Origin of the sequence: Streptococcus infantis SPAR10, assembly GCF_000279535.1 — a bacterium.
Taxonomy (GTDB): Bacteria; Bacillota; Bacilli; order Lactobacillales; family Streptococcaceae; genus Streptococcus; species Streptococcus infantis_I.
On sequence record NZ_ALCH01000004.1, the window covers coordinates 29,652 to 54,154 of the forward strand.

A 24,503-nucleotide genomic window follows, 5' to 3' on the forward strand; every position below is an offset into this window, starting at 1 on the left:
GATGCAGGGACAAATCATTAAAGCCTTAGCGGGTTTCTACTATGTGGAAAGTGATGGTCAGGTTTATCAAACACGCGCGCGTGGGAATTTTCGTAAAAAAGGCCACACACCCTATGTTGGAGATTGGGTAGATTTTTCTGCGGAGGAAAATTCTGAAGGTTATATTCTCAAGATTCATGAACGAAAAAATAGTCTGGTTCGTCCACCCATTGTCAATATTGACCAAGCCGTTGTCATTATGTCCGTTAAAGAACCTGACTTTAATAGCAACTTGTTGGATCGTTTTTTGGTTCTTTTAGAGCACAAGGACATTCATCCTATCGTCTATATTTCCAAAATGGACTTACTAGAGGATAGGAGAGAACTGGATTTCTACGAGAAAACCTATCGTGCTATTGGTTACGATTTTGTGACGAGTAAAGAAGAACTTTTACCCTTGTTGACAGACAAAGTGACAGTCTTTATGGGGCAGACAGGTGTTGGGAAGTCAACCCTGCTTAATAAAATTGCTCCTGACCTCAATCTAGAGACGGGAGAAATCTCTGATAGTCTAGGCCGTGGTCGTCATACCACTCGAGCTGTTAGTTTTTACAACCTAAATGGAGGCAAAATCGCAGATACACCAGGTTTTTCGTCGCTAGATTATGAAGTATCAAGTGCTGAAGAGCTGAACCAGGCCTTTCCAGAGATTGCTAGTGTCAGTCGCGACTGTAAGTTCCGTACTTGTACGCATACTCATGAACCATCTTGTGCAGTGAAACCAGCAGTAGAAGAGGGCATCATTGCAAACTTCCGTTTCGACAACTATCTACAATTCCTCAGTGAGATTGAAAATCGCAGAGAAACCTATAAAAAAGTCAGCAAAAAAATTCCAAAATAAGGAGAAACCTATGTCTCAATACAAGATTGCTCCGTCAATTCTGGCAGCAGATTATGCCAACTTTGAACGTGAAATTAAACGCCTTGAAGCAACTGGGGCAGAATACGCCCATATCGATATCATGGATGGTCACTTTGTACCTCAGATCAGCTTTGGTGCAGGTGTAGTCGAAAGTCTTCGACCTCATAGTAAGATGGTCTTTGACTGTCACTTGATGGTCTCTAACCCAGAACATCATTTAGAGGATTTTGCGCGTGCAGGAGCTGACATCATCAGCATCCATGTTGAAGCGACACCTCATATTCATGGCGCTCTTCAAAAGATTCGTTCTCTCGGTGTTAAACCTTCGGTTGTCATTAATCCTGGAACGCCCGTTGAGGCTATCAAGTACGTTCTTCACTTAGTTGATCAAGTTTTGGTCATGACGGTTAACCCTGGTTTTGGTGGTCAAGCCTTTCTACCTGAAACCATGGATAAGATTCGTGAGTTAGTTGCCCTTCGTGAAGAAAAAGGACTGAACTTTGAGATTGAAGTGGATGGCGGGATTGATGATAAAACGATTGCTCAAGCCAAAGAAGCTGGTGCTACAGTCTTTGTAGCAGGATCCTATGTTTTTAAGGGAGATGTCAATGAACGAGTGCAAGCTCTCAGAAATCAACTGGACTAAAGCTGCAGTTTTTGCAGGGGGAGACCGCGGTCACTACCGGACAGATTTTGACTGTTTTGTCGGTGTGGATCGAGGCTCACTCTGGGTATTGGAAGAAGAACTTCCTCTTGCTTTAGCAGTTGGGGATTTTGATTCTGTGACTGTAGAAGAAGGTCAGTTGATTCAAGAACGTGCCCAGCACTTTGTCCAAGCTCAGCCAGAGAAGGATGATACCGATCTGGAACTAGCACTTTTAACGATTTTTGAAAAAAATCCTCAGGCTCAGGTGACCATTTTTGGTGCCCTAGGTGGTCGCATCGATCATATGCTGGCTAATGTCTTTCTACCCAGCAATCCCAAATTGGCGCCCTATATGCGCCAAATAGAGATTGAGGATGGGCAAAACTTGATTAGCTATTGCCCAGAAGGGACCAGTCAACTAGAGCCACGTTCGGACTACGATTATCTGGCCTTTATGCCGGTTCGGGATAGTCAGTTGACTATTATCGGAGCCAAGTATGAACTGACGGAGGCGAATTTTTTCTTTAAGAAAGTTTACGCTTCTAACGAATATATAGATAGGGGAGTTTCGGTGACTTGCCCAGATGGCTATGTGGTTGTACTGCATAGCAAGGACAGGAGATAGGATGGAGATTATATTACTACTGTTACTAATTGCTAACCTAGCCGGCCTCTTTCTTATTTGGCAAAGGCAGGATAGGCAGGAGAAATACCTGACCAAAAGTTTAGAAGACCAGGCAGATAACCTTTCAGATCAGTTAGATTATAGATTTGAGCAAGCCAGACAGTCTAGTCAGCTTGACCAAAAAAATCTTGAAGTGGTTGTTAGCGACCGTTTGCAGGAGGTGCGAATCGAGTTGCACCAAGGTCTGACTCAGGTTCGACAGGAGATGAATGAAAACCTCCTCCAAACCAGAGATAAGACTGACCAAAGACTACAGGCCTTGCAGGAGTCAAATGAGCAACGTTTAGAGCAGATGCGCCAAACGGTCGAGGAAAAGTTAGAAAAGACCTTGCAGACACGCTTGCAAGCGTCTTTCGAGACAGTTTCAAAACAACTGGAATCTGTCAATCGCGGCCTTGGAGAAATGCAGACGGTTGCCCGTGATGTCGGCGCTCTTAATAAGGTCTTATCTGGTACAAAAACTCGAGGAATTCTAGGAGAATTACAACTGGGACAGATTATTGAAGATATCATGACACCTGCCCAGTATGAACGAGAATTTGCAACGGTTGAAAACTCTAGTGAACGTGTGGAATACGCCATCAAGTTACCTGGACAAGGTGACCAGGAATATGTCTATCTACCGATTGATTCTAAGTTTCCACTGGCAGATTATTACCGTCTGGAAGAAGCCTATGAAGCAGGTGATAAGGATGAAATCGAAAGTTGTCGCAAATCCCTCCAAACAAGCTTTAAGCGTTTTGCCAAAGATATCAAGAGCAAGTACATAGCACCGCCAAGGACGACCAATTTTGGAGTTCTGTTTGTTCCGACAGAAGGTCTTTACTCAGAAATCGTTAGAAATCCGATTTTCTTTGATGGTTTGAGACGGGAGGAGCAGATTATCGTTGCGGGACCAAGTACCTTGTCAGCCCTTCTGAACTCCCTATCGGTCGGCTTCAAGACTCTGAATATCCAAAAGAGTGCTGACCATATTAGCCAAACTCTAGCCAACGTCAAAACCGAATTTGGCAAGTTTGGTGGCATTTTGGTTAAAGCGCAAAAACACCTCCAACATGCCACTGGTAATATTGATGAATTGTTAAACCGACGTACTTCAGCTATTGAGCGAACTCTCCGACATATTGAATTGTCAGAAGGTGAGCCTATGCTTGATTTGCTCCAGTTCCAAGAAGATGAGGAAGAATATGAAGATTAGTCACATGAAAAAAGATGAACTGTTCGAAGGCTTTTACCTAATCAAATCAGCCGATCTGAGACAGACGCGTGCTGGGAAAAACTACCTAGCTTTCACCTTCCAAGATGATAGTGGGGAAATCGAAGGAAAGCTCTGGGATGCCCAACCTCATAACGTTGAGGCCTTTACTGTAGGAAAGGTTGTCCACATGCAAGGGCGTCGTGAAGTTTACAACAACACTCCACAGGTAAATCAAATTACCCTTCGCTTACCTCAGCCTGGCGAACCCAATGACCCAGCAGACTTCAAGGTCAAATCACCAGTGGATGTTAAAGAAATCCGTGAGTACATGGCACAGATGATTTTCAAGATTGAAAATCCCATCTGGCAACGAATCGTTCGGGCCCTCTATACCAAATATGATAAAGAATTTTATTCTTATCCAGCTGCAAAAACCAACCACCATGCCTTTGAAACAGGGCTTGCTTATCATACAGCGACTATGGTTCGTTTAGCAGAGGCAATTGCAGATGTCTACCCACAACTCAATAAGAGCTTGCTCTATGCAGGAATTATGCTTCATGACCTGGCTAAGGTTATTGAGTTAACAGGTCCGGATCAGACAGAGTATACAGTGAGAGGGAATCTTATCGGACATATCGCCTTGATTGATAGCGAGATTACCAAAGCGGTTATGGAACTTGGCATTGATGATACTCGAGAAGAAGTGGTGCTTCTGCGCCATGTGATTCTCAGCCACCATGGATTACTCGAGTATGGTAGTCCTGTTCGTCCTCGTGTGATGGAAGCTGAAATTATTCATATGATTGATAATTTGGATGCGAGTATGATGATGATGTCAACAGCTCTGGCTCTTGTTGATGAGGGTGAAATGACCAATAAAGTCTTTGCTATGGACAATCGTTCCTTCTACAAGCCAAAATTAGACTAGAAACTAAAAAAATGAGCTTTATTTAGACAATAAAGTTCGTTTTTTTGCTTTAGTGTGTTATAATGAGAAAAAGACTAATTAAAAAGAATGGTGAATAACTAATGAAATTAAGAAGAAGTGATCGGATGGTTGTTATTTCCAATTATTTGATTAACAATCCATACAAATTAACCAGTCTCAATACCTTTGCGGAAAAGTATGAATCTGCCAAATCTTCTATTTCAGAAGATATTGTCATTATTAAGCGCGCCTTTGAAGAAATTGAAATCGGCCATATTCAAACGGTGACAGGTGCTGGTGGTGGGGTTATTTTCACACCTTCTATCTCTACCCTTGAATCTAAAACAATCATCCAAGAGCTTCGCGATAAACTTTCAGAGAGCGACCGCATTCTGCCAGGAGGCTACATTTATTTGTCTGATCTCCTTAGCACTCCAGCTATTTTGAAAAATATTGGACGTATTATTGCTAAGAGCTTTATGGACCAAAAGATTGATGCTGTTATGACGGTAGCGACCAAAGGGGTTCCACTTGCAAATGCAGTAGCAAATGTTCTCAACGTACCTTTTGTCATTGTCCGTCGTGACTTGAAAATCACAGAAGGTTCAACTGTGAGTGTTAACTACGTCTCAGGTTCTAGTGACCGTATTGAAAAAATGTTCCTTTCAAAACGTAGCCTTAAAGCAGGAAGTCGTGTCTTGATTGTTGATGACTTCTTGAAAGGCGGAGGAACGATTAACGGTATGATTAGCCTTTTAACAGAGTTTGATTCTGAGCTAGCTGGTGTAGCTGTCTTTGCTGATAATGCGCAGGAAGATCGTGAACAGCAGTTCGACTATAAATCGCTCTTAAAAGTTACCAATATTGATGTGAAGAACCAACAAATTGAAGTTGAAGTTGGGAACATCTTCGAAACAGAAAAATAAGAGAGAATAAGATGCTTAAAGGTTGGAACTTTCGTCCCAGCCTTTCTTTGATAATGAATATGAAGGAGCCCTATGAAGACGCCATTTATTAAACGTGAAGACTTAGAAAAGATTGTTGAAGAGTTTCCAACTCCATTCCATCTCTACGATGAAAAAGGTATTCGCGAGAAAGCACGCGCAGTTAATGAGGCTTTCTCTTGGAATAAAGGCTTTAAAGAATACTTCGCAGTTAAGGCAACCCCAACTCCAGCTATCTTGAAGATTTTGCAAGAAGAAGGATGTGGAGTGGATTGTTCTAGTTATGTAGAACTCTTGATGAGTCATAAGCTTGGGTTTACAGGGGCGGAGATGATGTTTTCATCTAACAATACACCAGACCAGGAGTACGCTTATGCCCGTGAATTAGGGGCGACTATCAACTTGGATGCCTTTGAAGATATCGACCATTTAGAGCGCGCTGCGGGGATTCCTGAGATCATCTCTTGCCGTTACAATCCCGGTGGCGTATTTGAACTCGGAACGGATATTATGGATAATCCTGGTGAAGCTAAGTTCGGGATGACTAAGGAACAGCTCTTTGAAGCCTTTGCTATCTTGAAAGAAAAGGGAGCAAAAACTTTTGGGATTCATTCCTTCCTAGCTTCTAATACTGTGACTCATCTCTATTATCCAGAATTGGCGCGCCAGCTTTTTGAACTGGCTGTAGAAATCAAGGAAAAGTTAGGTATTTCGCTGGACTTCATCAATCTTTCGGGAGGAATCGGGGTCAACTATCGTCCGGACCAGGAGCCAAATGATATTGCTTTAATTGGTGAGGGGGTTCGTCAGGTTTATGAAGAAGTTCTTACGCCAGCAAGTCTCGGTCAAGTTAAGATTTTTACAGAACTAGGTCGCTTTATGTTAGCGCCTCATGGAATTCTAGTGACTAAAGTAACCCATAAAAAGAAAACCTACCGAACTTATCTCGGAGTAGATGCATCAGCTGTCAATCTTATGAGACCGGCTATGTATGGAGCCTATCACCACATCACCAATATGATGAATCCTGACGGTCAGACGGAAGTCGTTGATGTTGTTGGTTCACTTTGTGAAAACAACGACAAGTTTGCAGTTAATCGTGAACTACCTCAAACAGAAATTGGTGATCTGTTAGTCATTCATGATACAGGTGCGCATGGATTCTCTATGGGTTACCAGTACAATGCGAAACTTCGTTCAGCAGAGATTCTCTACACAGAGGACGGTGGTGCACGACTAATCCGCAGAGCAGAGCGACCTGAGGACTATTTTGCGACTCTCTATGGATTCGACTTTGACAAGGATTAGAAGAATTTTTGAAAATCATGAAAGTTGAAAGTGAAAAACAGTTTGTTTTCTAAAAAATAGACAAAATCTGTGGTTTTTCTTTTCAGGCATGATATAATAAAGCTATAAAACGGTTTCAAGGAAGGTGACGTGATGTCTGAAGAAACAATTGACTATGGACAAGTGACAGGAATGGTGCATTCGACAGAGAGTTTTGGGGCGGTAGATGGCCCTGGAATTCGTTTCATTGTCTTTTTGCAGGGCTGTCAGATGCGTTGCCAGTATTGCCATAACCCTGACACATGGGCGATGGAAACCAATAAATCTCGTGTACGAACAGTAGATGATGTTCTAGAAGAAGCGCTTCGTTATCGTGGTTTCTGGGGAGACAAGGGAGGTATCACAGTCAGTGGAGGAGAAGCTCTCTTGCAGATTGATTTCTTGATTGCTCTCTTTACAAAAGCAAAAGAAAAAGGAATCCACTGTACCTTGGATACTTGTGCCCTTCCATTCCGTAATAAACCACGTTATTTAGAGAAATTCAACAAACTAATGGCCGTGACAGACTTGGTTCTTCTTGATATCAAGGAAATCAACGAAGCACAACACAAGATTGTAACCAGTCAAACCAATAAAAACATCTTGGCTTGTGCTCAGTACTTGTCAGATATTGGGAAACCTGTTTGGATTCGTCACGTTCTTGTGCCTGGATTGACAGACCGTGATGAAGATTTGATTGAACTTGGGAAGTTCGTAAAAACTCTTAAAAACGTTGATAAGTTTGAAATCCTACCCTACCACACTATGGGAGAATTCAAATGGCGTGAACTTGGGATTCCGTATTCACTTGAAGGGGTTAAACCTCCAACAGCAGATCGTGTGAAGAACGCTAAGGAATTGATGGATACAGAAAGCTATCAAGATTACATGAAACGTGTACATGGATAAAAAGAAGCCTGATGGAAACATCGGGCTTTTAAGTTTACACAAATAAATACAAATAAGATTAAATTAAACAAAATTTTTATGATTTATATGACAATACAGATTTTATAAAGATTTAAAATTCTGAAAAAAATCCGAAAATTATTGGTTAATATATACTTGTTTAAAACGATAAAACAAAAAATTGAACAGGAGACATCTATGGAACAAAGTATTACCATTAAAAATCTATGTAAGTCATATGGTCACACTCAAATTTTAAAAGATATTTCTTTTGAAGCAAAAGCAGGTAGAGTGACTGCTTTCCTTGGTCCAAATGGAGCTGGTAAAAGTTCAACCTTACGTATCTTATTAGGATTAGACAAAGCAACATCTGGTCTTACCAAAATTGGAAATCAAACTTATAAGGAATTAAAATTTCCTCTAAAGACTGTAGGAGCTTCATTTGACAGTGTCGGAGCTCCTGATGATCGGACTGTTTATCAACATTTGAAAATTGTTGCTGCTAGTAATGGAATATCCAGCCAGCGAATTGAGCAAGTCTTGGATATGGTGGATATTAGCCATAAGAAAAAATCTAAAATAGGAAAATTATCATTAGGAGAAGGACAACGCTTGGGAATTGCAACAGCTCTATTAGGGGATCCTCAGTATTTGATATTGGATGAACCGACAAATGGGTTGGATCCAAGAGGAATTCGGTGGTTTAGAGAGTTTATAAAAAAACAAGCTCAAGAAGGAAAGACCGTCTTGCTATCATCTCATATATTATCGGAAGTGGAAGCAGTGACAGATGATGTGGTCATCATAAATAAAGGCAAAGTTCTTATAAAAGGGACTTTACAAGAAGTGATGAAAAATCTTTCTTCACTGGAGGAAGTCTTCTTTAGATTAACAGAGGGAGGAAAGTGACATGGCACTTATTTACTCTCTTCATTCTGAAATATTGAAATTACTTTATAAGAGAGCTACTCATGTTGTACTATTCTTGATACTAGTATTTCAAACGTTTTTAGCAAATATTGGTGCATCTCAAATTGTTTCAGTTGGTATCCATGCTACCCCAGAGACAACCCCAGAGTTAGTAGAAGCTATTCCCCCTATTGAATTTTTAGGTTTTGATGTTACTTTAGTTGGCGTTTTTTTTATGATTATCTTAGGCTCAATCTACGGAGCTGAAGAGTATAAAGGCTCTGCTATTCGCACAAGCCTCCTTTCTAATACGAGTAGAAGTACTTTCCTAGTTTCAAAAACATTAGTTTGGCTGGTATTTTCTTTTGTCATTTCCTTCCTATCAATATTTCTGACGATTAACATGACACATTATGTTTTAGGACAAGATGGTTTATTACTTTTTTCACTAAATGGGACAGTTTGGTTCTATATGTTTTTGGACAGTATAGCTTGGACGTTGTTGGGGCTTTTAGCCTATATTCTGGCTTTAACATTTAAAAAAGCCCTTGTTCCCCTATTGTTTTTGCTTCCTCAAGTCTACAATTTAGGAACATTCTTAGCCGATCATATATCAATTGCGAAATTTCTTCCAGTTTCATTGAGCTATGGACTGATTGCTACATCTCCTCAAATGTTAGAACAGAATAGTTTACAAAATATTTTGCTTTTACTTTGTTGGAATTTGTCATTCTTGGTTTTGGCAATTTACCGGTTACTTAAGTCAGATGTTGGAGGAGGGGAATGAGTTGAAAGAGCAATTTAAAAGTGAGTATCTCAAGTTTATTATGAATCCTTGGCATTGGTTGATTATAGGTGCTCTATTACTTTGTGTTCCGCCGATGGTTATTTTTTTAAATAGTAAACCAGATCAGTTGACCCTACACTTTGTTTTGGAACAGCTACTGCAAAGTCTCTATTTAGGACAGGCAGGTTTTATTAGTCTAGCTATACTATTTATAGGTCAAGAATTTACAGGTTCTAGCCTTCGTACAAGTTTTCTTACATGTCCAAATCGTTTAAAATTTATAATATGTAAACTAGCTATTGTGTTATGTGTGGAAATTGTATTATTGCTAGCTTTAATATCAGTATGTATACTAATTGCCCAAGGATACTACAATATCAATCTTTTGAGCAATATTAAAAATGTTCTAACAATCCTATTTCCAGTTTGTATTTCTATTTTAACCTTCTCTCTTTTAAGTGGTATTTTTGTATTTATTTTCCGATCTTTTACCTTAATTTTGGGAATAAGTTTATCTCTTTTATTGGGCTTGGGACAAATGCTACTACAATTCAGTTCTTTTTTTAGAAATTTACCATTACTAGCTAGTATGAACTGTTACTATATCCATCCTTTATCACTTTATTACCCAGTTTGGCAAGGTCTGGGGATACAAATAGTTTGGTTATTAATTGTTTTTGTAGTTGCTACACTGATACTTATAGGAAGAAATGTACGCTAAAGACAGGGGCTATCCTGTCTTTTTCTCAGTTAATGATATAATATAACTTAGGAGCGTGAGTTATGGCTTATAAAATTTTAGTTGTAGATGATGATCTTGCTATTCTTCGCCTAATAAAGAAGGTACTAGAGTATGAAAAGTATGAAGTAGTCATACGAGATAACATAGAAGAGATTGATCTTTGTGATTTTACAGGATTTGACTTGATTTTATTAGATATTATGATGCCTGTTAGTGGTTTAGAAGTCTGTCAGATGATTCGCGAGCAGATATCTGTTCCTATCTGTTTTATAACTGCTAAGGATATGGATGAAGATTTGGTGGCTGGAATCAATGCAGGAGCTGATGATTATATTATCAAGCCCTTTAGTATGCCAGAGCTTTTAGCACGTGTTAAAATGCACTTACGTCGTGAAGAACGGACTAAAGGAAATGTTCATCAAATAAAGATTGGGAAGCTTATACTATATACGGATAGTAAGGAACTATTTGTAAACGAAGATAAGATTGCCTTGACAAGGAGGGAATTTGATATAGTGAATCTTTTAGCAAGTAACCCAAGTAAAATATATTCTATAGAGGAAATCTATAATTATTTATATCCACAAAGTTCAGAAGCTCTTTTACGTTCGGTTTCAGAGTACATTTATCAAATTCGTCAAAAGCTGAAACCTTATCAATTAAATCCAATTAAAACCTTGTACGGTGGAGGATATCAATGGGTAGAATCAAAAGTTTTAGACAATTAATTCGAGAAACCTGCTGGAGAATTATTTGGCAGTTTAGTCTTGGCTTACTAATGGCCTATCTTATTCCCTTAGCTTCAGTATCTATACAAATAAATGAAGATGGGAAGCCTCTTAAAAATAATGATGTTCAATCAATTTTTTTAATGTGTCATCATGGATATATATTTGTGTTTTATTGATTATTCTAATAAGTTATCACATTGGTAAATTGTTGAAAAAACTAAGTTATGAAATGAATTTGATTTATGAAAATAGTATGTGGCTTGAAAGCGAATGTACAGAAAGATTAACGGTTAAGGAGTTTCGTGAGACTGGTAATCGCATTATTGTGATGCAAAATCGTATTCGACAGCTATTAGATGATGAGAAGCAACAGAAAGAAGATTTGATGTTTCAGGTTTCAGCAGCTTCTCATGATTTAAAGACACCTCTAACTATCATCAAAGGGAATGCAGAATTTTTGCACATTTCCACTAAAGATGAGCAGTCTAAAGAATGTTTAGCGGATATAGTTCATGCTAGTCAACGCTTGCTTGATTATTTTAATCAGTTGATTCATTATTCTAAAACTTACTATGATGATGAGACAGGTTGGACGGAGTATTCTTCTTCAGATTTTATCAATGAATTAGAGAAAGAAGTCTCTTTTTTGATAAAAAATCAGATGAAGTTTTCTTTTGAACAAAATTTGAAAGGAACTGAAAGCTATTATATAAATCCATCTCTTCTGATTCGTGCAATACAAAATATTTTAACAAATGCTTTGGAGTATGCAGATAAACAGAATCCTAAAATTAAAATTAGGGTAGAGCAAGAGGGGAAGGAATTGAAAATAGGGATATGGAATAATGGCTCTGAATTTCCAGATGAAGTTTTAACTAATTTTGGGAAGCTCTTTTATCGTATGGATAAAGCTAGAACGGTTAAAGAGCAACATTTTGGTATTGGACTTAGTTTTGTATGTAGAGTTGCAAAACTGCACAAAGGCCGAGTTGAGCTTAGAAATAGAGACGAGGGAGCAGAAGTTTTAATGGCTCTTAATTGTATTAAATCAAAGTGATTTACTTACTAATTTGTTGTCATAGGATTTAAATAAATTAAGATGTGAAAGTAGATAATAAAAACGAATGAATGATACCTAGTTCATGAAAACTAATTGTCATTCATTCGTTTTTTTAATTATTGGATAGCACACGTAGCTTTATCTAGAATGTTGTTTTCCAGAATTGCGTTTTTTATTTTTCTTCTTAGCAGAAGTTGAGATAACTGCAGCTGATTCAGGAGTTACATCTTTACGAGTAGCTGAAGTTTTGCTTGCTTGTGGTGGGTTCTTGGCATATTCTTCGCGTACTTTTTTACGAAGTTTTGGACGAATGATGTAGTTGACGATGAATTGTTGAAGGATCATCATGAAACCACCGACAACCCAGTAAAGCGTAACGCTGGCTGGTGAGAAAATTGAGAACATGACAATCATCATTGGACTCATGTAAATCATCTTCTTAAGTTGTTCTCTTTGAGTCTCGTCTTCAACTCCGTGTAGTGAAAGGAGCGATTGGACGTAGTAGAGAACACCTGCACAGGCGATAAGAATCCAACTTGGAGAACCAAGTGCGATTCCTAAGAAGCTAGCTTCAGAAACACCTTCTGTATGTTGAGCAGCAAAGTAGATCGCTGAGAAGAAAGGCATTTGGATGAGGAGAGGGAAACATCCTACTCCGCCAAACATGCTGATACCGTGCTCTTTTTGAGCAGCAAAGAGAGCTTGTTGGGCTTCAAGTTTTTCTTCTTGAGTCGTTGCTTCTTTCAGACGAGTTTGATGTGGCTCAAGAACATGCTTGAGGGCGTTCATCTTTTCAGAATGAAGCGTTGCCTTCCATGATTGGTAGATACCAAGTGGCAAAATAATCAAGCGGACGATAATGGTTACGATAATAATAGCGACCCCGAAGCCTAGCCCTTTATCAGTAGCAAAGTACTTGATAGCTTCAGCCATAGGTGCTCCAATTGTATTCCAAATAAATCCTGTTGGTTGTCCAGTTGCTTTATCAACCTGGACACAGCCTGTCAAGACTAATAGCATAGCCACTCCCATGATAGAGAGGGCGATTCGTTTAATTGATTTCACTGTTTTTATTCCTTCTTTAAAAATTATACCTTTCTATTCTACTTTTTTTTTGAAAATATACAATAGTTCTAGAGACCTAATTTGCTACTTTGAAATCTGAATAGGATGGGAAGTTGCTCAATTGAACATCTAGATAAGTTACTTTTGAGAAGGGAGTAGGTCCTTTTCGGATTTCTTGGATGAACTTAGCCATGATAGCTGAAGACTCTGCTTGGGCAAGAATTTCAACGGTTCCGTCATCGTTGTTCCAGACACGACCAGTGATTCCACCTATTTCGAGGGCAAGGGTATAGACGCCCCAGCGGAAACCAACGCCTTGAACGCGACCCTGTGCGATCATTTTGACCTTTTGCATACCAAACCTCCTTGATTGTGTTATAATACTCCTATGACTATTATAACCTCTAAAGCCAATTCTGTGGTAAAAAATGCCAAGAAATTGCATCAAAAAAAATATCGAAAATCTTCTTATTTAATTGAAGGATGGCATTTGTTTGAAGAGGCTGTTCAAGCAGGTGCAATTATAGAGAAAATATTTGCCCTGTCAGAGTATGGTGAAAAATTAACGGACTATCCTCAGACCGTCTTTGTGGCCGAAGAAATCTTGCTTGATTTAGCAGATTCACAAACTCCTCAGGGCATTGTAGCCATTGTTCAAAAGGAAGAAGAGCAGTTGCCGGATTTCACCTCTGGAAAATATCTTTTCTTGGAAGACGTGCAGGATCCTGGAAATGTTGGCACAATGATCCGAACGGCAGATGCGGCAGGTTTTTCTGGAGTCATTGTTTCAAGCAAGTCAGCAGATATTTATAGCTTGAAGACTCTCCGATCCATGCAGGGCAGCCATTTTCATTTGCCGATTTATCGGATGCCTGTTGAAACTTTTGTTGAAGAGGCTAAAAAGAGCAATTTACCAATTCTGGCAACTACTTTGTCCCAAAACTCTAAAGATTATCGTGAGCTTGCTCAGCTAGAAGATTTCGCCTTGGTCATGGGAAATGAAGGTCAAGGAATCAGTCAATTCATGACAGACCAGGCAGACCAACTGGTTCATATTACCATGAAAGGGCAAGCGGAAAGTCTCAACGTTGCCATTGCTGCAGGCATACTCATGTTTTATTTGAGTTAAAATAGTTTATTTTTGTTATAATCAGTAAAAAGATTTCATAAGGAGAAAAAGATATGAATCAAACAATTATTCAAGAACGTTCTGGTCTGAATCAATTTTATGCAAAAGTATATGCTTTTGTAGGGATCGGGATTGCTTTATCTGCAATCGTTTCAGCCTTGATGTTAACAACCTTCCAAGATCTTCTGGTTCAGTTAATGCTTAACGCCCGCATATGGTTAATTGTCACAGGAATTGTAGAAGTAGCTCTAGTGATTTTTGCGAGTGGTTTAGCGATAAAGAATAGTCCAGCAACCTTTCCAATATTCCTGCTCTATTCAGCGGTCAATGGTTTTTCACTAAGCTTCATTGTGTCGCTCTATCTTCCTGGGACAGTTTTGACAGCCTTTATCTCCAGTGCAGCCCTCTTCTTCGTGATGGCTATCATAGGAGTAGTCATTAAAAAGGATTTGAGTGGAATCGGTCGTGCTTTGATTGCAGCCCTATTTGGTTTGATACTAGCTATGGTTGTCAATATCTTCTTAAATAGTGACCTAATGGATTACATTATTAGTATTGTTATGGTGCTTGTTTTTGCAGGTCTCATTGCTTGGGATAATCAAAAAATTCGTTATGTTTACGAAGAGTCAGATGGTCAGGTCGCTACAGGTTGGGCAATTTCTTTAGCACTTAGCCTCTACCTCGACTTTATCAACCTCTTCCTTAGCTTCCTACGAATCTTTGGACGTGACGATTAATACTTTTAGAGCTCAAATGAGCTCTTTTTTAATTTTTACTTTCATTTTTAATAACAAAAAGGTATAATCTTTTTATTATTCAAAAGGAGGAACGTATGAAGAAAAGTTTTATCCATCAGCAAGAAGAGATTTCCTTTGTAAAAAATACCTTTACCCAATATTTAAAAGATAAGTTAGAAGTAGTAGAAGTGCAAGGACCAATCTTGAGTAAGGTTGGTGATGGAATGCAGGACAACCTTTCAGGTATTGAACATCCAGTTTCAGTTAAGGTTTTGCAGATTCCTAATGAGACCTATGAAGTGGTGCATTCACTTGCTAAGTGGAAACGCCATACCTTGGCTCGTTTTGGTTTTGGTGAGGGAGAAGGTCTCTTCGTTCACATGAAGGCTCTTCGTCCAGATGAAGACTCACTAGATGCGACTCACTCAGTTTATGTTGACCAGTGGGACTGGGAAAAGGTCATTCCAAACGGACATCGCAATCTTGCATATCTTAAAGAGACAGTTGAAAAGATTTATAAGGCCATTCGTTTGACAGAGTTGGCAGTCGAAGCCCGCTATGATATTGAGTCAATCTTGCCGAAGCAAATTACCTTTATCCATACTGAAGAGTTGGTTGAACGCTATCCAGACTTAACACCTAAAGAACGTGAAAATGCTATCTGTAAGGAATTCGGTGCAGTCTTCTTGATTGGTATCGGTGGTGTATTGTCAGATGGAAAACCTCATGACGGACGTGCACCGGACTATGATGACTGGACAACAGAATCTGAAAATGGCTATAAGGGTCTGAACGGGGACATTCTAGTTTGGAATGAGAATCTTGGTGCAGCCTTTGAGTTGTCTTCAATGGGGATTCGTGTCGATGAAGACACTCTTCGTCGTCAGGTAGCTATTACAGGAGATGAAGACCGCTTATCTCTTGAATGGCATAAGGCTCTCTTGAATGGACTCTTCCCATTGACAATTGGTGGAGGAATTGGACAGTCTCGTATGGCCATGTTCTTACTTCGTAAGAAGCACATCGGTGAAGTTCAAACCAGTGTTTGGCCACAAGAAGTTAGAGATACTTACGAGAATATTCTTTAATCAATCGAACCGAGAGGTTCGATTTTCTTATTTCATCAGAATTTGGTATAATATACCTTATGAAAATCGTATCAGGAATCTACGGAGGACGTCCTTTAAAGACCTTGGACGGGAAAACAACGAGGCCGACATCGGACAAGGTCCGAGGGGCTATTTTCAATATGATTGGTCCCTACTTTGAAGGAGGACGTGTACTAGATCTCTATGCTGGCAGTGGTGGTTTATCCATCGAAGCAGTTTCAAGGGGAATGTCAAGTGCTGTTCTGGTCGAGAGGGATAGACGGGCCCAGAATATTGTGGCAGAAAATATCCGGATGACCAAGGAAACCTCAAAGTTTCAATTATTGAAAATGGAGTCCAGTCGTGCGTTGGAGCAGGTGGATGGCGTTTTTGATCTCATCTTTTTGGACCCTCCCTATGCAAAGGAACAAATCGTGTCTGATATTGAAAAAATGGCTGAGAGAAATCTTTTTTCAGAAGATGTCATGGTGGTCTGCGAGACCGATAAATCAGTAGAGCTTCCAGAAGAAATCGCCTGTTTAGGCATCTGGAAGGAAAAAATATATGGGATTAGTAAGGTGACGGTTTATGTCAGATAAAATTGGGCTATTTACAGGTTCGTTTGATCCAATTACCAATGGTCATTTGGACCTTATTGAACGCGCAAGTAAGCTCTTTGATAGATTGTATGTGGGAATTTTTTATAATCCACACAAAAATGGATTTTTACCGATAGAAAGTCGGCTAGAGACGGTTGAAAAAGCGGTGGGACACCTTAAAAATGTCCAAGTCATTGCCTCTCATGATGAATTAGTCGTTGATGTTGCTAGAAAACTGGGTGTCCATGTTCTTGTTCGTGGTTTGCGTAACGCTGCGGATCTTCAGTATGAAGCCAGTTTTGATTTTTACAACCATCAATTAGCAGGAGAGATTGAGACAGTCTATCTCCATAGTCGCCCAGAGCATGTTTACATCAGCTCTTCAGCTGTGAGAGAACTATTGAAGTTTGGTCAAGATATTAGCAAGTATGTACCAAATGCTGTCTTAGAGGAGTTAAAGAATGAAGAAAAAAACTAGATGGCCCATATATTTAATCATCGGGCTCATTATCACTTTTATATCTTTTACGGTACCACTTCCTTATTACATTGAGGTGCCAGGGACTTCAGAAGATATTCGAAAGGTTTTACAAGTAAATAACCAATCTGACCAAGAAGAAGGTTCCTACCAATTTGTAACAGTTGGAGTTAAGCACGCTAGACTGGTTGACTTGGTTTATGCTTGGCTAACACCTTTTACGGACATACATAGTGCTAAAGAGATGACTGGTGGTTCGTCAGATGCGGAATTTATGCGAATCAACCAGTTTTACATGGAAACTTCGCAGAACATGGCCAAATATCAAGGTCTGAAGGCAGCGGGCAAGGAGATAGAACTCAAATACCTGGGAGTCTATGTTTTGACCGTAACAGATAACTCAACCTTCAAGGGTATTCTCAATATCGCTGACACAGTAACGGCTGTCAATGATAAGACTTTTGAGAGTTCTAAGGAGATGGTCGACTACGTTAATTCTCAAACGCTAGGTGACAAGGTTAAGGTTACTTACCAAGAAGACGGGAAAGTCAAAACCGCTGAAGGAAAAATCATTACTCTGGAAAATGGGAAAAACGGTATTGGAATCGGTTTGATTGACCGCACAGAAGTGTCAAGTGACGTGCCAATCAAGTTTTCAACTGCTGGCATTGGTGGTCCGAGTGCTGGAATGATGTTTAGTTTATCCATCTATACGCAAATTGCAGATCCAACTCTTCGAAATGGACGTATCATTGCTGGTACAGGAAGTATCGACAGAGATGGAAATGTTGGTGATATTGGTGGAATTGACAAAAAAGTTGTTGCTGCTGCAAAAAAAGGAGCTACTGTATTCTTTGCTCCTAACAATCCAGTAACTGAAGAAGCTAAAAAGGCCAATCCTAATGCTAAAAGTAATTATGACACGGCTGTAGAAGCGGCTGAAATGATTAAAACAGACATGAAGATTGTTCCTGTAAAAACACTTCAGGATGCAATTGATTACTTGAAAAACAACCCATAGAATATAGTGCAAGTCCATAGACTAGCGTAGAAAAAAAGAAGATGGTATAATAGGCAGATGATTCAATTGTTTTTTACTCTCAGTAGTCATATGTTTTTTGTCTACCTAGTTTTTCAACTTTTGAAAGATTTAGTCAAATGGGATCAAATTTTGAAGGTGACCAAGGACAATGCGAGGAAGGTACGACTTTTGGTAGTATTGTGTAGTATCGGTTTAGGATATCTAATCAGTTCTTTTTTCCTAAATCTCTACCAATTATGGCAAGAAGCTGTACGGACATTATTCTAAACTCGAAAGTAAAGGAAAATATTTATGGAAAAAATTGTAGTTCGAGGTGGCGATAATCGCCTTGTCGGAAGTGTTACCATTGAGGGCGCGAAAAATGCAGTTTTGCCACTACTTGCAGCGACAATTTTAGCAAGCGAAGGAAAAACAGTTTTAAAAAATGTTCCTATCCTATCGGATGTCTTTACCATGAACCAAGTAGTTCGTGGATTAAATGCGAAAGTTAATTTTGATCAAGATGCACACATTGTTGAAGTGGATGCAACAGATGATATCACAGAAGAAGCTCCCTATAAGTATGTCAGCAAGATGCGTGCTTCTATTGTAGTCTTGGGTCCAATCCTGGCTAGGGTTGGTCACGCTAAAGTTTCGATGCCAGGTGGTTGTACAATTGGTAGTCGTCCGATTGACCTTCACCTTAAAGGTTTGGAAGCAATGGGGGCTAAGATTACCCAAACAGCTGGCTATATCGAAGCTAAGGCAGAACGCTTGCATGGAGCCCATATCTATATGGACTTTCCTAGTGTAGGGGCAACCCAAAACTTGATGATGGCTGCAACGCTAGCTGATGGCGTAACTGTTATCGAAAATGCTGCGCGTGAACCTGAAATTGTAGACTTGGCTGTCCTCTTGAATAAAATGGGAGCTAAAGTCAAAGGTGCGGGAACAGAGAGCATTACCATCACTGGTGTTGAAAACTTGCATGGTGCAACTCATAACGTTGTTCAAGACCGCATCGAAGCAGGGACATTCATGGTTGCTGCTGCAATGACAGGTGGAGATGTCCTGATTCAAGATGCTATCTGGGAACACAACCGTCCCTTGTTGGCGAAATTACAGGAAATGGGTGTTGAAGTCATCGACGAAGATGAAGGAATCCGCATCCGTTCTCAACGAGACAAACTAAAAGCAGTTCATGTCAAGACCTTACCACATCCAGGGTTTCCTACGGACATGCAGGCGCAGTTTACTGCTCTTATGACGGTTGCTCAAGGAGAATCAACTATGGTTGAGACAGTCTTTGAGAATCGTTTCCAACATCTAGAGGAAATGCGTCGCATGGGCTTGCATTCTGAGATTATCCGTGATACAGCTCGTATCGTTGGCGGGCAACCTCTCCAAGGGGCAGAAGTGCTGTCTACGGATCTCCGTGCCAGTGCAGCCTTGATCCTGACAGGTTTAATAGCTGAAGGTGAGACTGTTGTTGGGAAACTTGTCCATTTGGATAGAGGTTATTATCGTTTTCATGAAAAGTTAGCTCAGTTAGGGGCTAATATTGAACGGGTAAGTGTGGAAGCTGATGAAGATGAATAAACAAACCTCTTATGTATTACGTAGATTCCTACTAGTTATTATTGTCCTGCTTCTAGGGGTCTTAGCACTTGGAATTGGCTTGATGATTGGCTACGGTATCTTAGGCAAGGGCCAAGATCCATGGGCGATTTTAGCTCCAGAAAAGTGGCATGAGTTAATTTCGAAATTTACAGGGAAATAGGCTGGGAGACCAGCCTTTTTCTAAGAACAAAACTAAGGAGAAAAGATGAACAAAAAAACAAGGCAGGCACTCATAGGTCTTCTGCTTTTCCTACTTTTGTCGGCAGGAAGTTACTACATAAAAGAAATGCAGGCTTCCAATGCTACACCGCAAACACAGGTCAACCAGAAATCCCAGTCGCTTGATACTCCAAGTCAAAAATTGGCCGAGAGTGTACTGACTGATTCGGTAAAAAAACAAATAAAGGGTACTCTTGAGTGGAATGGAGCAGGTGCCTTTATCGTAAATGGAAACAAAACGAACTTAGATGCAAAGGTTTCAAGTAAACCCTATGCTGATAACAAGACAAAAACTGTAGGTGGGGAGACGGTTCCAACTGTGGCTAACGCCCTCATGTCAAAAGCAACAAGACAGTACAAAGACCGTGAAGAAACCGGGAATGGTTCGACTTCTTGGACCCCAGCAGGATGGCATCAAGTCAAAAACCTAAAAGGGACTTATAATCACGCAGTAGATAGAGGGCATTTATTAGGCTATGCCTTGATTGGTGGTTTAGATGGTTTTGATGCATCTACTAGCAATCCCAAAAATATCGCTGTACAAACAGCCTGGGCCAACCAAGCACGCGCAGAAGATTCGACTGGACAAAACTACTATGAAAGTTTAGTTCGAAAGGCTCTGGATCAAAATAAGCGCGTGCGTTACCGTGTCACATTGCTCTACGCTACAGAAGAAGATTTGGTTCCTTCTGCATCTCAGATTGAAGCCAAATCATCTGATGGTGAATTGGAGTTTAACGTCGTAGTTCCTAACGTTCAAAAGGGAATTCAGTTAGATTACCGAACAGGAAAAGTAACTGTTACAAAGAACTAATAGATAGTCGGTCCCTTATTGTTTCGGTAGGGGATTTACTATAGAAATCACAATTTAATGTGTAGAAGTTGAAAAATATGGTATAATAGTCACAATTATACTTTTTAGGAGAAGGAAAATGGAAGACCCGAGCAGTCAGGATTTGTTACTGCAATTTGTATTATTAGTTGTTTTGACCTTTTTAAATGCTTTTTTCTCAGCAACAGAGATGGCTATGGTTTCTCTTAGTCGCTCACGCGTTGAACAAAAGGCTGAAGAGGGTGATAAACGCTATATCCGTTTGCTAAAGGTACTTGAAAATCCAAATCACTTTTTATCAACCATTCAAGTTGGTATTACTTTAATTACAATCTTGTCAGGGGCTAAACTAGCAGACTCTCTAGGACAATTGATAGCCTCATGGATGGGAAATAGCGAAACTGCGCACGCAATCGCAAGCTTCCTGTCACTTGCTTTCTTGACCTATATCTCTATCGTTTTTGGTGAACTTTATCCTAAACGCATTGCTCTAAATCTTAAGGATGCTTTGGCAATCCGAACTGTACCATTTATTATTGCTATCGGTAAGATTGTGAGTCCCTTTGTTTGGTTGCTATCAGCATCAACCAATCTCTTGAGTCGTTTGACGCCGATGACATTTGACGATGCAGATGAAAAAATGACTCGTGATGAGATTGAGTATATGCTTACCAATAGTGAAGAAACCTTGGATGCAGATGAAATCGAAATGTTGCAAGGAATATTCTCGCTAGATGAGCTCATGGCTCGTGAAGTCATGGTTCCTCGGACCGATGCCTTTATGGTAGATATTCAAGATGACACTCAGACGATTATCGAAAGTATCTTAAAACAAAACTTTTCTCGAATCCCTGTCTATGATGATGACAAGGACAACGTGATTGGTTTGATCCACACCAAGAGTCTGCTAAAAGTAGGATTTACTGATGGTTTTGACAACATCGTGTTGAGAAAGATATTACAGGAACCCCTCTTTGTACCTGAAACTATTTTTGTGGATGATCTGTTAAAAGAATTGAGAAATTCACAAAGACAGATGGCTATTCTTCTTGATGAATACGGAGGAATGGCTGGTTTGGTAACACTTGAGGATCTCCTTGAAGAGATTGTTGGTGAGATTGATGATGAAACTGACCGTGCTGAAGTATATGTTCATACTATCGGCGAGGACACTCATATTGTCCAAGGGACAATGAATTTGAACGATTTCAATGATTATTTTGATGTCGAGCTTGAAAGTGATGATGTAGATACCATTGCGGGTTATTATTTGACTGGTGTGGGAACTATTCCAACCTCAGAGAAGCTTAGTTACGAGGTGGAAAGTGGCAACAAGCATATCACACTAACAAATGACAAAGTGAAAAACGGACGTGTAACCAAGCTTAAGGTTCAAATCCAAGAACTTGAATCAGAAGAAGAAACTGAATAAAACAAAAGCTTTATCAGAGAAAACTGATAAAGCTTTTTTGAGCGGTCTTTTTTGTTTACCCTGAAAGCTTGGATTTAAAATCCAAGCTCTAAAAAATACCCTCGCCCCAAACTCACCCCAAATAATTTTTAAAGTTATCCTTTTTTATCCTAAAAGAAAAACAAAAAAGCCCGTAAAATCGGGCTTTCTTTTCGGATAAATTCCTATAAAATAGTATAAAAAAGGCGGTAGACGGATTTGAACCGACGATCAAGCTTTTGCAGAGCCGTGCCTTACCACTTGGCTATACCGCCTTAACTTTTATTATTATACCTTGAAAATTGTTTCTCGTCAATAGTTTTCTTTTCTGAAAACATAAGATTCAAATGTGTAAAAAAACATGCGACAAAATATTCTGAAAATTCGTTTACTTTTTAAAAAAACTGTGGTATAATCTTCAATATCCACTATTTAAAACGAGGAGTTTAAAAAATGAAAAAAAGTCGGATTCTTGCGGTAGCGGGAGTATCCTTGCTTGCAGTCGGAGTACTTGCTGCATGTTCAAATTCAAATTCAAATGCAGGCTCAAGCAATACAAAATTAGCATCAGATTATAAATACGTTTATTCAGTTGATCCTGAAACATTGGATTACGTTGTTAACAACGTTGATTCTACTTCTTTTGTGACGACAAATGCGGTAGATGGTTTGCTTGCTAACGATAAATATGGAAACCTTGTACCATCGATTGCTGAATCATGGACAGTTTCACAAGACGGTTTGACTTATACTTATAAAATCCGTAAGGATGCTAAGTGGGTTACTGCTGAAGGAGAAGAATATGCTCCAGTTAAAGCCCAAGACTTTGTGACAGGTTTGAAACACGCGGTAGAAGGCAAATCAAAAGGTTTGTCAGTTATTAGTTCTTCAATCAAAGGACTTAGTGCTTACATTAACGGTGAAACAAACGATTTTTCAACTGTTGGTATAAAAGCAGTTGACGATAACACTCTTGAGTATACATTGAATCAGCCAGAGACTTTCTGGAATGACAAAACAACAAATGGCGTGATGATGCCAATCAACGAAGATTTCCTTAAATCAAAAGGGGAAGGCTTTGGTGCACCTACAGATCCATCATCTATTTTGTATAATGGACCGTTTGTTTTGAAATCAATCACTGCTAAGTCTTCGATTGAGATGGCTAAGAACGATGCTTATTGGGATAAAGACGCTGTTAAAATTCAAAACATCAAATTTACTTACTGGGATGGGAAAGACCAAGATATCGTTGCTAAAGGATTCTCAGAAGGACAATACAGTAAAGCTCGGATCTATCCTACTAGCTCAACGTATGAAAAATATGCTTCTGAGTTCAAAGATAATATCTTCTTTAACGAACCAGGATCAGCTATCGCTACTGTAAGTGTGAACTATGGTCGTACAACTTATAACCATACCTCAAAAACAACAGATAGCCAAAAAGAATCTACAAGAAAAGCTTTGCTAAACAAAGAATTCCGTCAAGCCCTTAACTTTGCGGTAGACCGTAATTCTTACTCAGCTCAGACAAATGGTACAGATGGTGCTGCAGTTGCAATCCGTAATACATTCTCACCATATAATCTTCAAGTTGGAGACAAACAGTTTGGTAAACTTGTAGAAGAAAGTCTTGCGAAGACAAACTCAAGCACATGGTCAAACGTATCGCTTGCTGATTCGCAAAATGGTCTTTACAACGAAGAAAAAGCTAAAGCTGCCTTTGCTAAAGCAAAAGAAAGCTTGAAAGCAGAAGGGGTAGAATTCCCAATTCACTTGGATGCTCTAACAATCCAAGAGTCTACAGCAGTTGTAAACCGTGTTCAATCACTTAAACAGTCTATTGAAAACGTACTTGGAGCTGACAATGTTGTCATCGATCTTCAACAAATGACCCAAGCAGAAGCTTTACCACTTTCATTTAGTGCTCCAACAGCTAAAGAACAAGACTGGGATATTCATACCTTGACTGGATGGAATCCTGATTACCAAGATCCATCAACTTTCTTAGACCAGTTCACGATTAAAGGTGGTAATACTCGTTTGATTATGGGTATCGATAAAGATACTGATGCATCAGTTATCCAAAAACTTGGTTTGTCTGACTATGAAAAATTACTTGATGAAGCAAACAAAGAAAATCAAGACGTTCAAAAACGTTATGAAAAATATGCCCTTGCACAAGCTTGGTTAACAGACAACGGTTTGACAATTCCTGTAATGGCAGGTCCGAAAGAAACTGCTGTATCATTTGTATCTAAAGTTATTCCATTTACTTCTTCATACTCAGTTGCGGGTCTTAAAGGAGAAACCTCAGGTTACTTGAAGTACACTGAAGTTGGTGAAAAACCTATTACAAAAGAAGAATACCAAAAAGCTCGTGAAAAATGGCTCAAAGAAAAAGCTGAATCAAATGAAAAAGCTCAAAAAGAATTAGCGAGCCACGTGAAATAAATAATGCTCATCAGAACTTTCTCTCCAAAAGGAGAAGGTTCT

At 39.4% G+C, this 24,503-nt stretch carries 27 protein-coding genes and 1 tRNA gene; 25 read left to right on the forward strand and 3 right to left on the reverse strand.

The genetic code is table 11. The annotated features are described in order from the left end of the window. The first annotated feature begins 1 nt into the window (after position 1). The 13 genes from rsgA to SPAR10_RS05455 all read left to right on the forward strand — a co-directional run bounded on the left by rsgA (position 2) and on the right by SPAR10_RS05455 (position 11,766). A complete protein-coding gene (gene rsgA, locus SPAR10_RS05395) occupies positions 2-880 on the forward strand; it encodes a ribosome small subunit-dependent GTPase A (protein ID WP_004251602.1) in 879 nt (292 codons plus the stop codon). Positions 881-890: 10 nt separating this feature from the next. Beyond that, on the forward strand, positions 891-1,547 hold the full coding sequence (rpe, locus tag SPAR10_RS05400) for a ribulose-phosphate 3-epimerase (protein ID WP_004251604.1): 657 nt from the start codon (positions 891-893) through the stop codon (positions 1,545-1,547). After that, on the forward strand, positions 1,510-2,172 hold the full coding sequence (locus tag SPAR10_RS05405) for a thiamine diphosphokinase (RefSeq protein WP_004251607.1): 663 nt from the start codon (positions 1,510-1,512) through the stop codon (positions 2,170-2,172). Before rpe ends, SPAR10_RS05405 begins: the two co-directional genes overlap by 38 nt. A 1-nt stretch (position 2,173) precedes the next feature. Next, a complete protein-coding gene (locus SPAR10_RS05410; protein WP_004251610.1) occupies positions 2,174-3,430 on the forward strand; it encodes a DNA recombination protein RmuC in 1,257 nt (418 codons plus the stop codon). Continuing rightward, positions 3,420-4,361 carry a 3'-5' exoribonuclease YhaM family protein gene (locus SPAR10_RS05415; protein WP_004251613.1) on the forward strand — a complete coding sequence of 314 codons (942 nt, stop codon included), beginning with the start codon at positions 3,420-3,422 and terminating at the stop codon, positions 4,359-4,361. Before SPAR10_RS05410 ends, SPAR10_RS05415 begins: the two co-directional genes overlap by 11 nt. A gap of 101 nt (positions 4,362-4,462) precedes the next feature. Continuing rightward, positions 4,463-5,287 (forward strand): pur operon repressor, encoded by an 825-nt coding sequence (gene purR, locus SPAR10_RS05420; protein WP_006147832.1) that lies wholly within the window; start codon positions 4,463-4,465, stop codon positions 5,285-5,287. Between the two features lie 72 nt (positions 5,288-5,359). Next, positions 5,360-6,613: a diaminopimelate decarboxylase gene (locus tag SPAR10_RS05425; RefSeq protein ID WP_004251617.1), complete on the forward strand. Its 1,254-nt coding sequence runs from the start codon at positions 5,360-5,362 to the stop codon at positions 6,611-6,613. Between the two features lie 132 nt (positions 6,614-6,745). After that, positions 6,746-7,540, forward strand: coding sequence for a pyruvate formate-lyase-activating protein (gene pflA, locus SPAR10_RS05430; protein WP_004251620.1), 795 nt, complete (start codon positions 6,746-6,748; stop codon positions 7,538-7,540). A 198-nt stretch (positions 7,541-7,738) separates the two neighbouring features. After that, complete coding sequence (locus tag SPAR10_RS05435; protein WP_004251622.1) at positions 7,739-8,449, forward strand: ABC transporter ATP-binding protein; 711 nt, start codon at positions 7,739-7,741, stop codon at positions 8,447-8,449. 1 nt (position 8,450) lies between these two features. Further along, complete coding sequence (locus SPAR10_RS05440) at positions 8,451-9,236, forward strand: ABC transporter permease (protein WP_004251625.1); 786 nt, start codon at positions 8,451-8,453, stop codon at positions 9,234-9,236. Position 9,237: 1 nt separating this feature from the next. Next, positions 9,238-9,957 carry an ABC transporter permease gene (locus SPAR10_RS05445; protein ID WP_004251626.1) on the forward strand — a complete coding sequence of 240 codons (720 nt, stop codon included), beginning with the start codon at positions 9,238-9,240 and terminating at the stop codon, positions 9,955-9,957. Positions 9,958-10,019: 62 nt separating this feature from the next. Continuing rightward, the gene (locus SPAR10_RS05450) at positions 10,020-10,706 is read left to right on the forward strand and encodes a response regulator transcription factor (RefSeq protein WP_004251628.1); all 687 of its coding nucleotides are present in this window, start codon (positions 10,020-10,022) and stop codon (positions 10,704-10,706) included. A gap of 211 nt (positions 10,707-10,917) precedes the next feature. After that, positions 10,918-11,766 (forward strand): sensor histidine kinase, encoded by an 849-nt coding sequence (locus tag SPAR10_RS05455; RefSeq protein WP_232672990.1) that lies wholly within the window; start codon positions 10,918-10,920, stop codon positions 11,764-11,766. A 141-nt stretch (positions 11,767-11,907) separates the two neighbouring features. On the opposite strand, the gene yidC is transcribed toward SPAR10_RS05455, so the two are convergent. Both yidC and SPAR10_RS05465 read right to left on the reverse strand, forming a co-directional pair. Next, complete coding sequence (gene yidC / locus SPAR10_RS05460; protein WP_004251633.1) at positions 11,908-12,834, reverse strand: membrane protein insertase YidC; 927 nt, start codon at positions 12,832-12,834, stop codon at positions 11,908-11,910. 76 nt (positions 12,835-12,910) lie between these two features. Continuing rightward, the gene (locus SPAR10_RS05465) at positions 12,911-13,189 is read right to left on the reverse strand and encodes an acylphosphatase (RefSeq protein ID WP_004251635.1); all 279 of its coding nucleotides are present in this window, start codon (positions 13,187-13,189) and stop codon (positions 12,911-12,913) included. A gap of 33 nt (positions 13,190-13,222) precedes the next feature. On the opposite strand from SPAR10_RS05465, the gene SPAR10_RS05470 reads away from it, so the two are divergent. From SPAR10_RS05470 to SPAR10_RS05515, 11 genes are all read left to right on the forward strand, one after another. Further along, positions 13,223-13,963: a TrmH family RNA methyltransferase gene (locus tag SPAR10_RS05470; protein WP_004251643.1), complete on the forward strand. Its 741-nt coding sequence runs from the start codon at positions 13,223-13,225 to the stop codon at positions 13,961-13,963. 53 nt (positions 13,964-14,016) lie between these two features. Continuing rightward, positions 14,017-14,700 carry a Bax inhibitor-1/YccA family protein gene (locus tag SPAR10_RS05475; protein ID WP_004251653.1) on the forward strand — a complete coding sequence of 228 codons (684 nt, stop codon included), beginning with the start codon at positions 14,017-14,019 and terminating at the stop codon, positions 14,698-14,700. 95 nt (positions 14,701-14,795) lie between these two features. Then, positions 14,796-15,788 carry an aspartate--ammonia ligase gene (asnA, locus tag SPAR10_RS05480; protein ID WP_004251655.1) on the forward strand — a complete coding sequence of 331 codons (993 nt, stop codon included), beginning with the start codon at positions 14,796-14,798 and terminating at the stop codon, positions 15,786-15,788. Positions 15,789-15,847: 59 nt separating this feature from the next. Further along, positions 15,848-16,387, forward strand: coding sequence for a 16S rRNA (guanine(966)-N(2))-methyltransferase RsmD (rsmD, locus tag SPAR10_RS05485; protein ID WP_004251658.1), 540 nt, complete (start codon positions 15,848-15,850; stop codon positions 16,385-16,387). Then, positions 16,377-16,865, forward strand: coding sequence for a pantetheine-phosphate adenylyltransferase (gene coaD / locus SPAR10_RS05490; RefSeq protein WP_004251661.1), 489 nt, complete (start codon positions 16,377-16,379; stop codon positions 16,863-16,865). Before rsmD ends, coaD begins: the two co-directional genes overlap by 11 nt. Further along, positions 16,849-17,886, forward strand: a complete 1,038-nt coding sequence (locus tag SPAR10_RS05495; protein ID WP_004251664.1) for a SepM family pheromone-processing serine protease — start codon at positions 16,849-16,851, stop codon at positions 17,884-17,886. Before coaD ends, SPAR10_RS05495 begins: the two co-directional genes overlap by 17 nt. Positions 17,887-17,943: 57 nt before the next feature. Further along, positions 17,944-18,174, forward strand: a complete 231-nt coding sequence (locus SPAR10_RS10795; RefSeq protein WP_033587493.1) for a DUF1146 family protein — start codon at positions 17,944-17,946, stop codon at positions 18,172-18,174. Between the two features lie 24 nt (positions 18,175-18,198). Further along, positions 18,199-19,485: a UDP-N-acetylglucosamine 1-carboxyvinyltransferase gene (gene murA / locus SPAR10_RS05500; RefSeq protein WP_004251665.1), complete on the forward strand. Its 1,287-nt coding sequence runs from the start codon at positions 18,199-18,201 to the stop codon at positions 19,483-19,485. Continuing rightward, positions 19,472-19,666: a DNA-directed RNA polymerase subunit beta gene (locus SPAR10_RS05505; RefSeq protein WP_080581396.1), complete on the forward strand. Its 195-nt coding sequence runs from the start codon at positions 19,472-19,474 to the stop codon at positions 19,664-19,666. Before murA ends, SPAR10_RS05505 begins: the two co-directional genes overlap by 14 nt. A gap of 45 nt (positions 19,667-19,711) precedes the next feature. Beyond that, complete coding sequence (locus SPAR10_RS05510; RefSeq protein WP_004251670.1) at positions 19,712-20,539, forward strand: DNA/RNA non-specific endonuclease; 828 nt, start codon at positions 19,712-19,714, stop codon at positions 20,537-20,539. A 118-nt stretch (positions 20,540-20,657) separates the two neighbouring features. Then, the gene (locus SPAR10_RS05515) at positions 20,658-21,989 is read left to right on the forward strand and encodes a hemolysin family protein (protein ID WP_004251673.1); all 1,332 of its coding nucleotides are present in this window, start codon (positions 20,658-20,660) and stop codon (positions 21,987-21,989) included. A 222-nt stretch (positions 21,990-22,211) separates the two neighbouring features. Here SPAR10_RS05515 and SPAR10_RS05520 read toward each other — a convergent pair. After that, positions 22,212-22,282 (reverse strand) — tRNA-Cys (locus SPAR10_RS05520). Positions 22,283-22,460: 178 nt separating this feature from the next. On the opposite strand from SPAR10_RS05520, the gene SPAR10_RS05525 reads away from it, so the two are divergent. Beyond that, positions 22,461-24,461, forward strand: coding sequence for a peptide ABC transporter substrate-binding protein (locus SPAR10_RS05525; protein ID WP_004251676.1), 2,001 nt, complete (start codon positions 22,461-22,463; stop codon positions 24,459-24,461). The last annotated feature ends 42 nt before the right edge of the window (positions 24,462-24,503 follow it).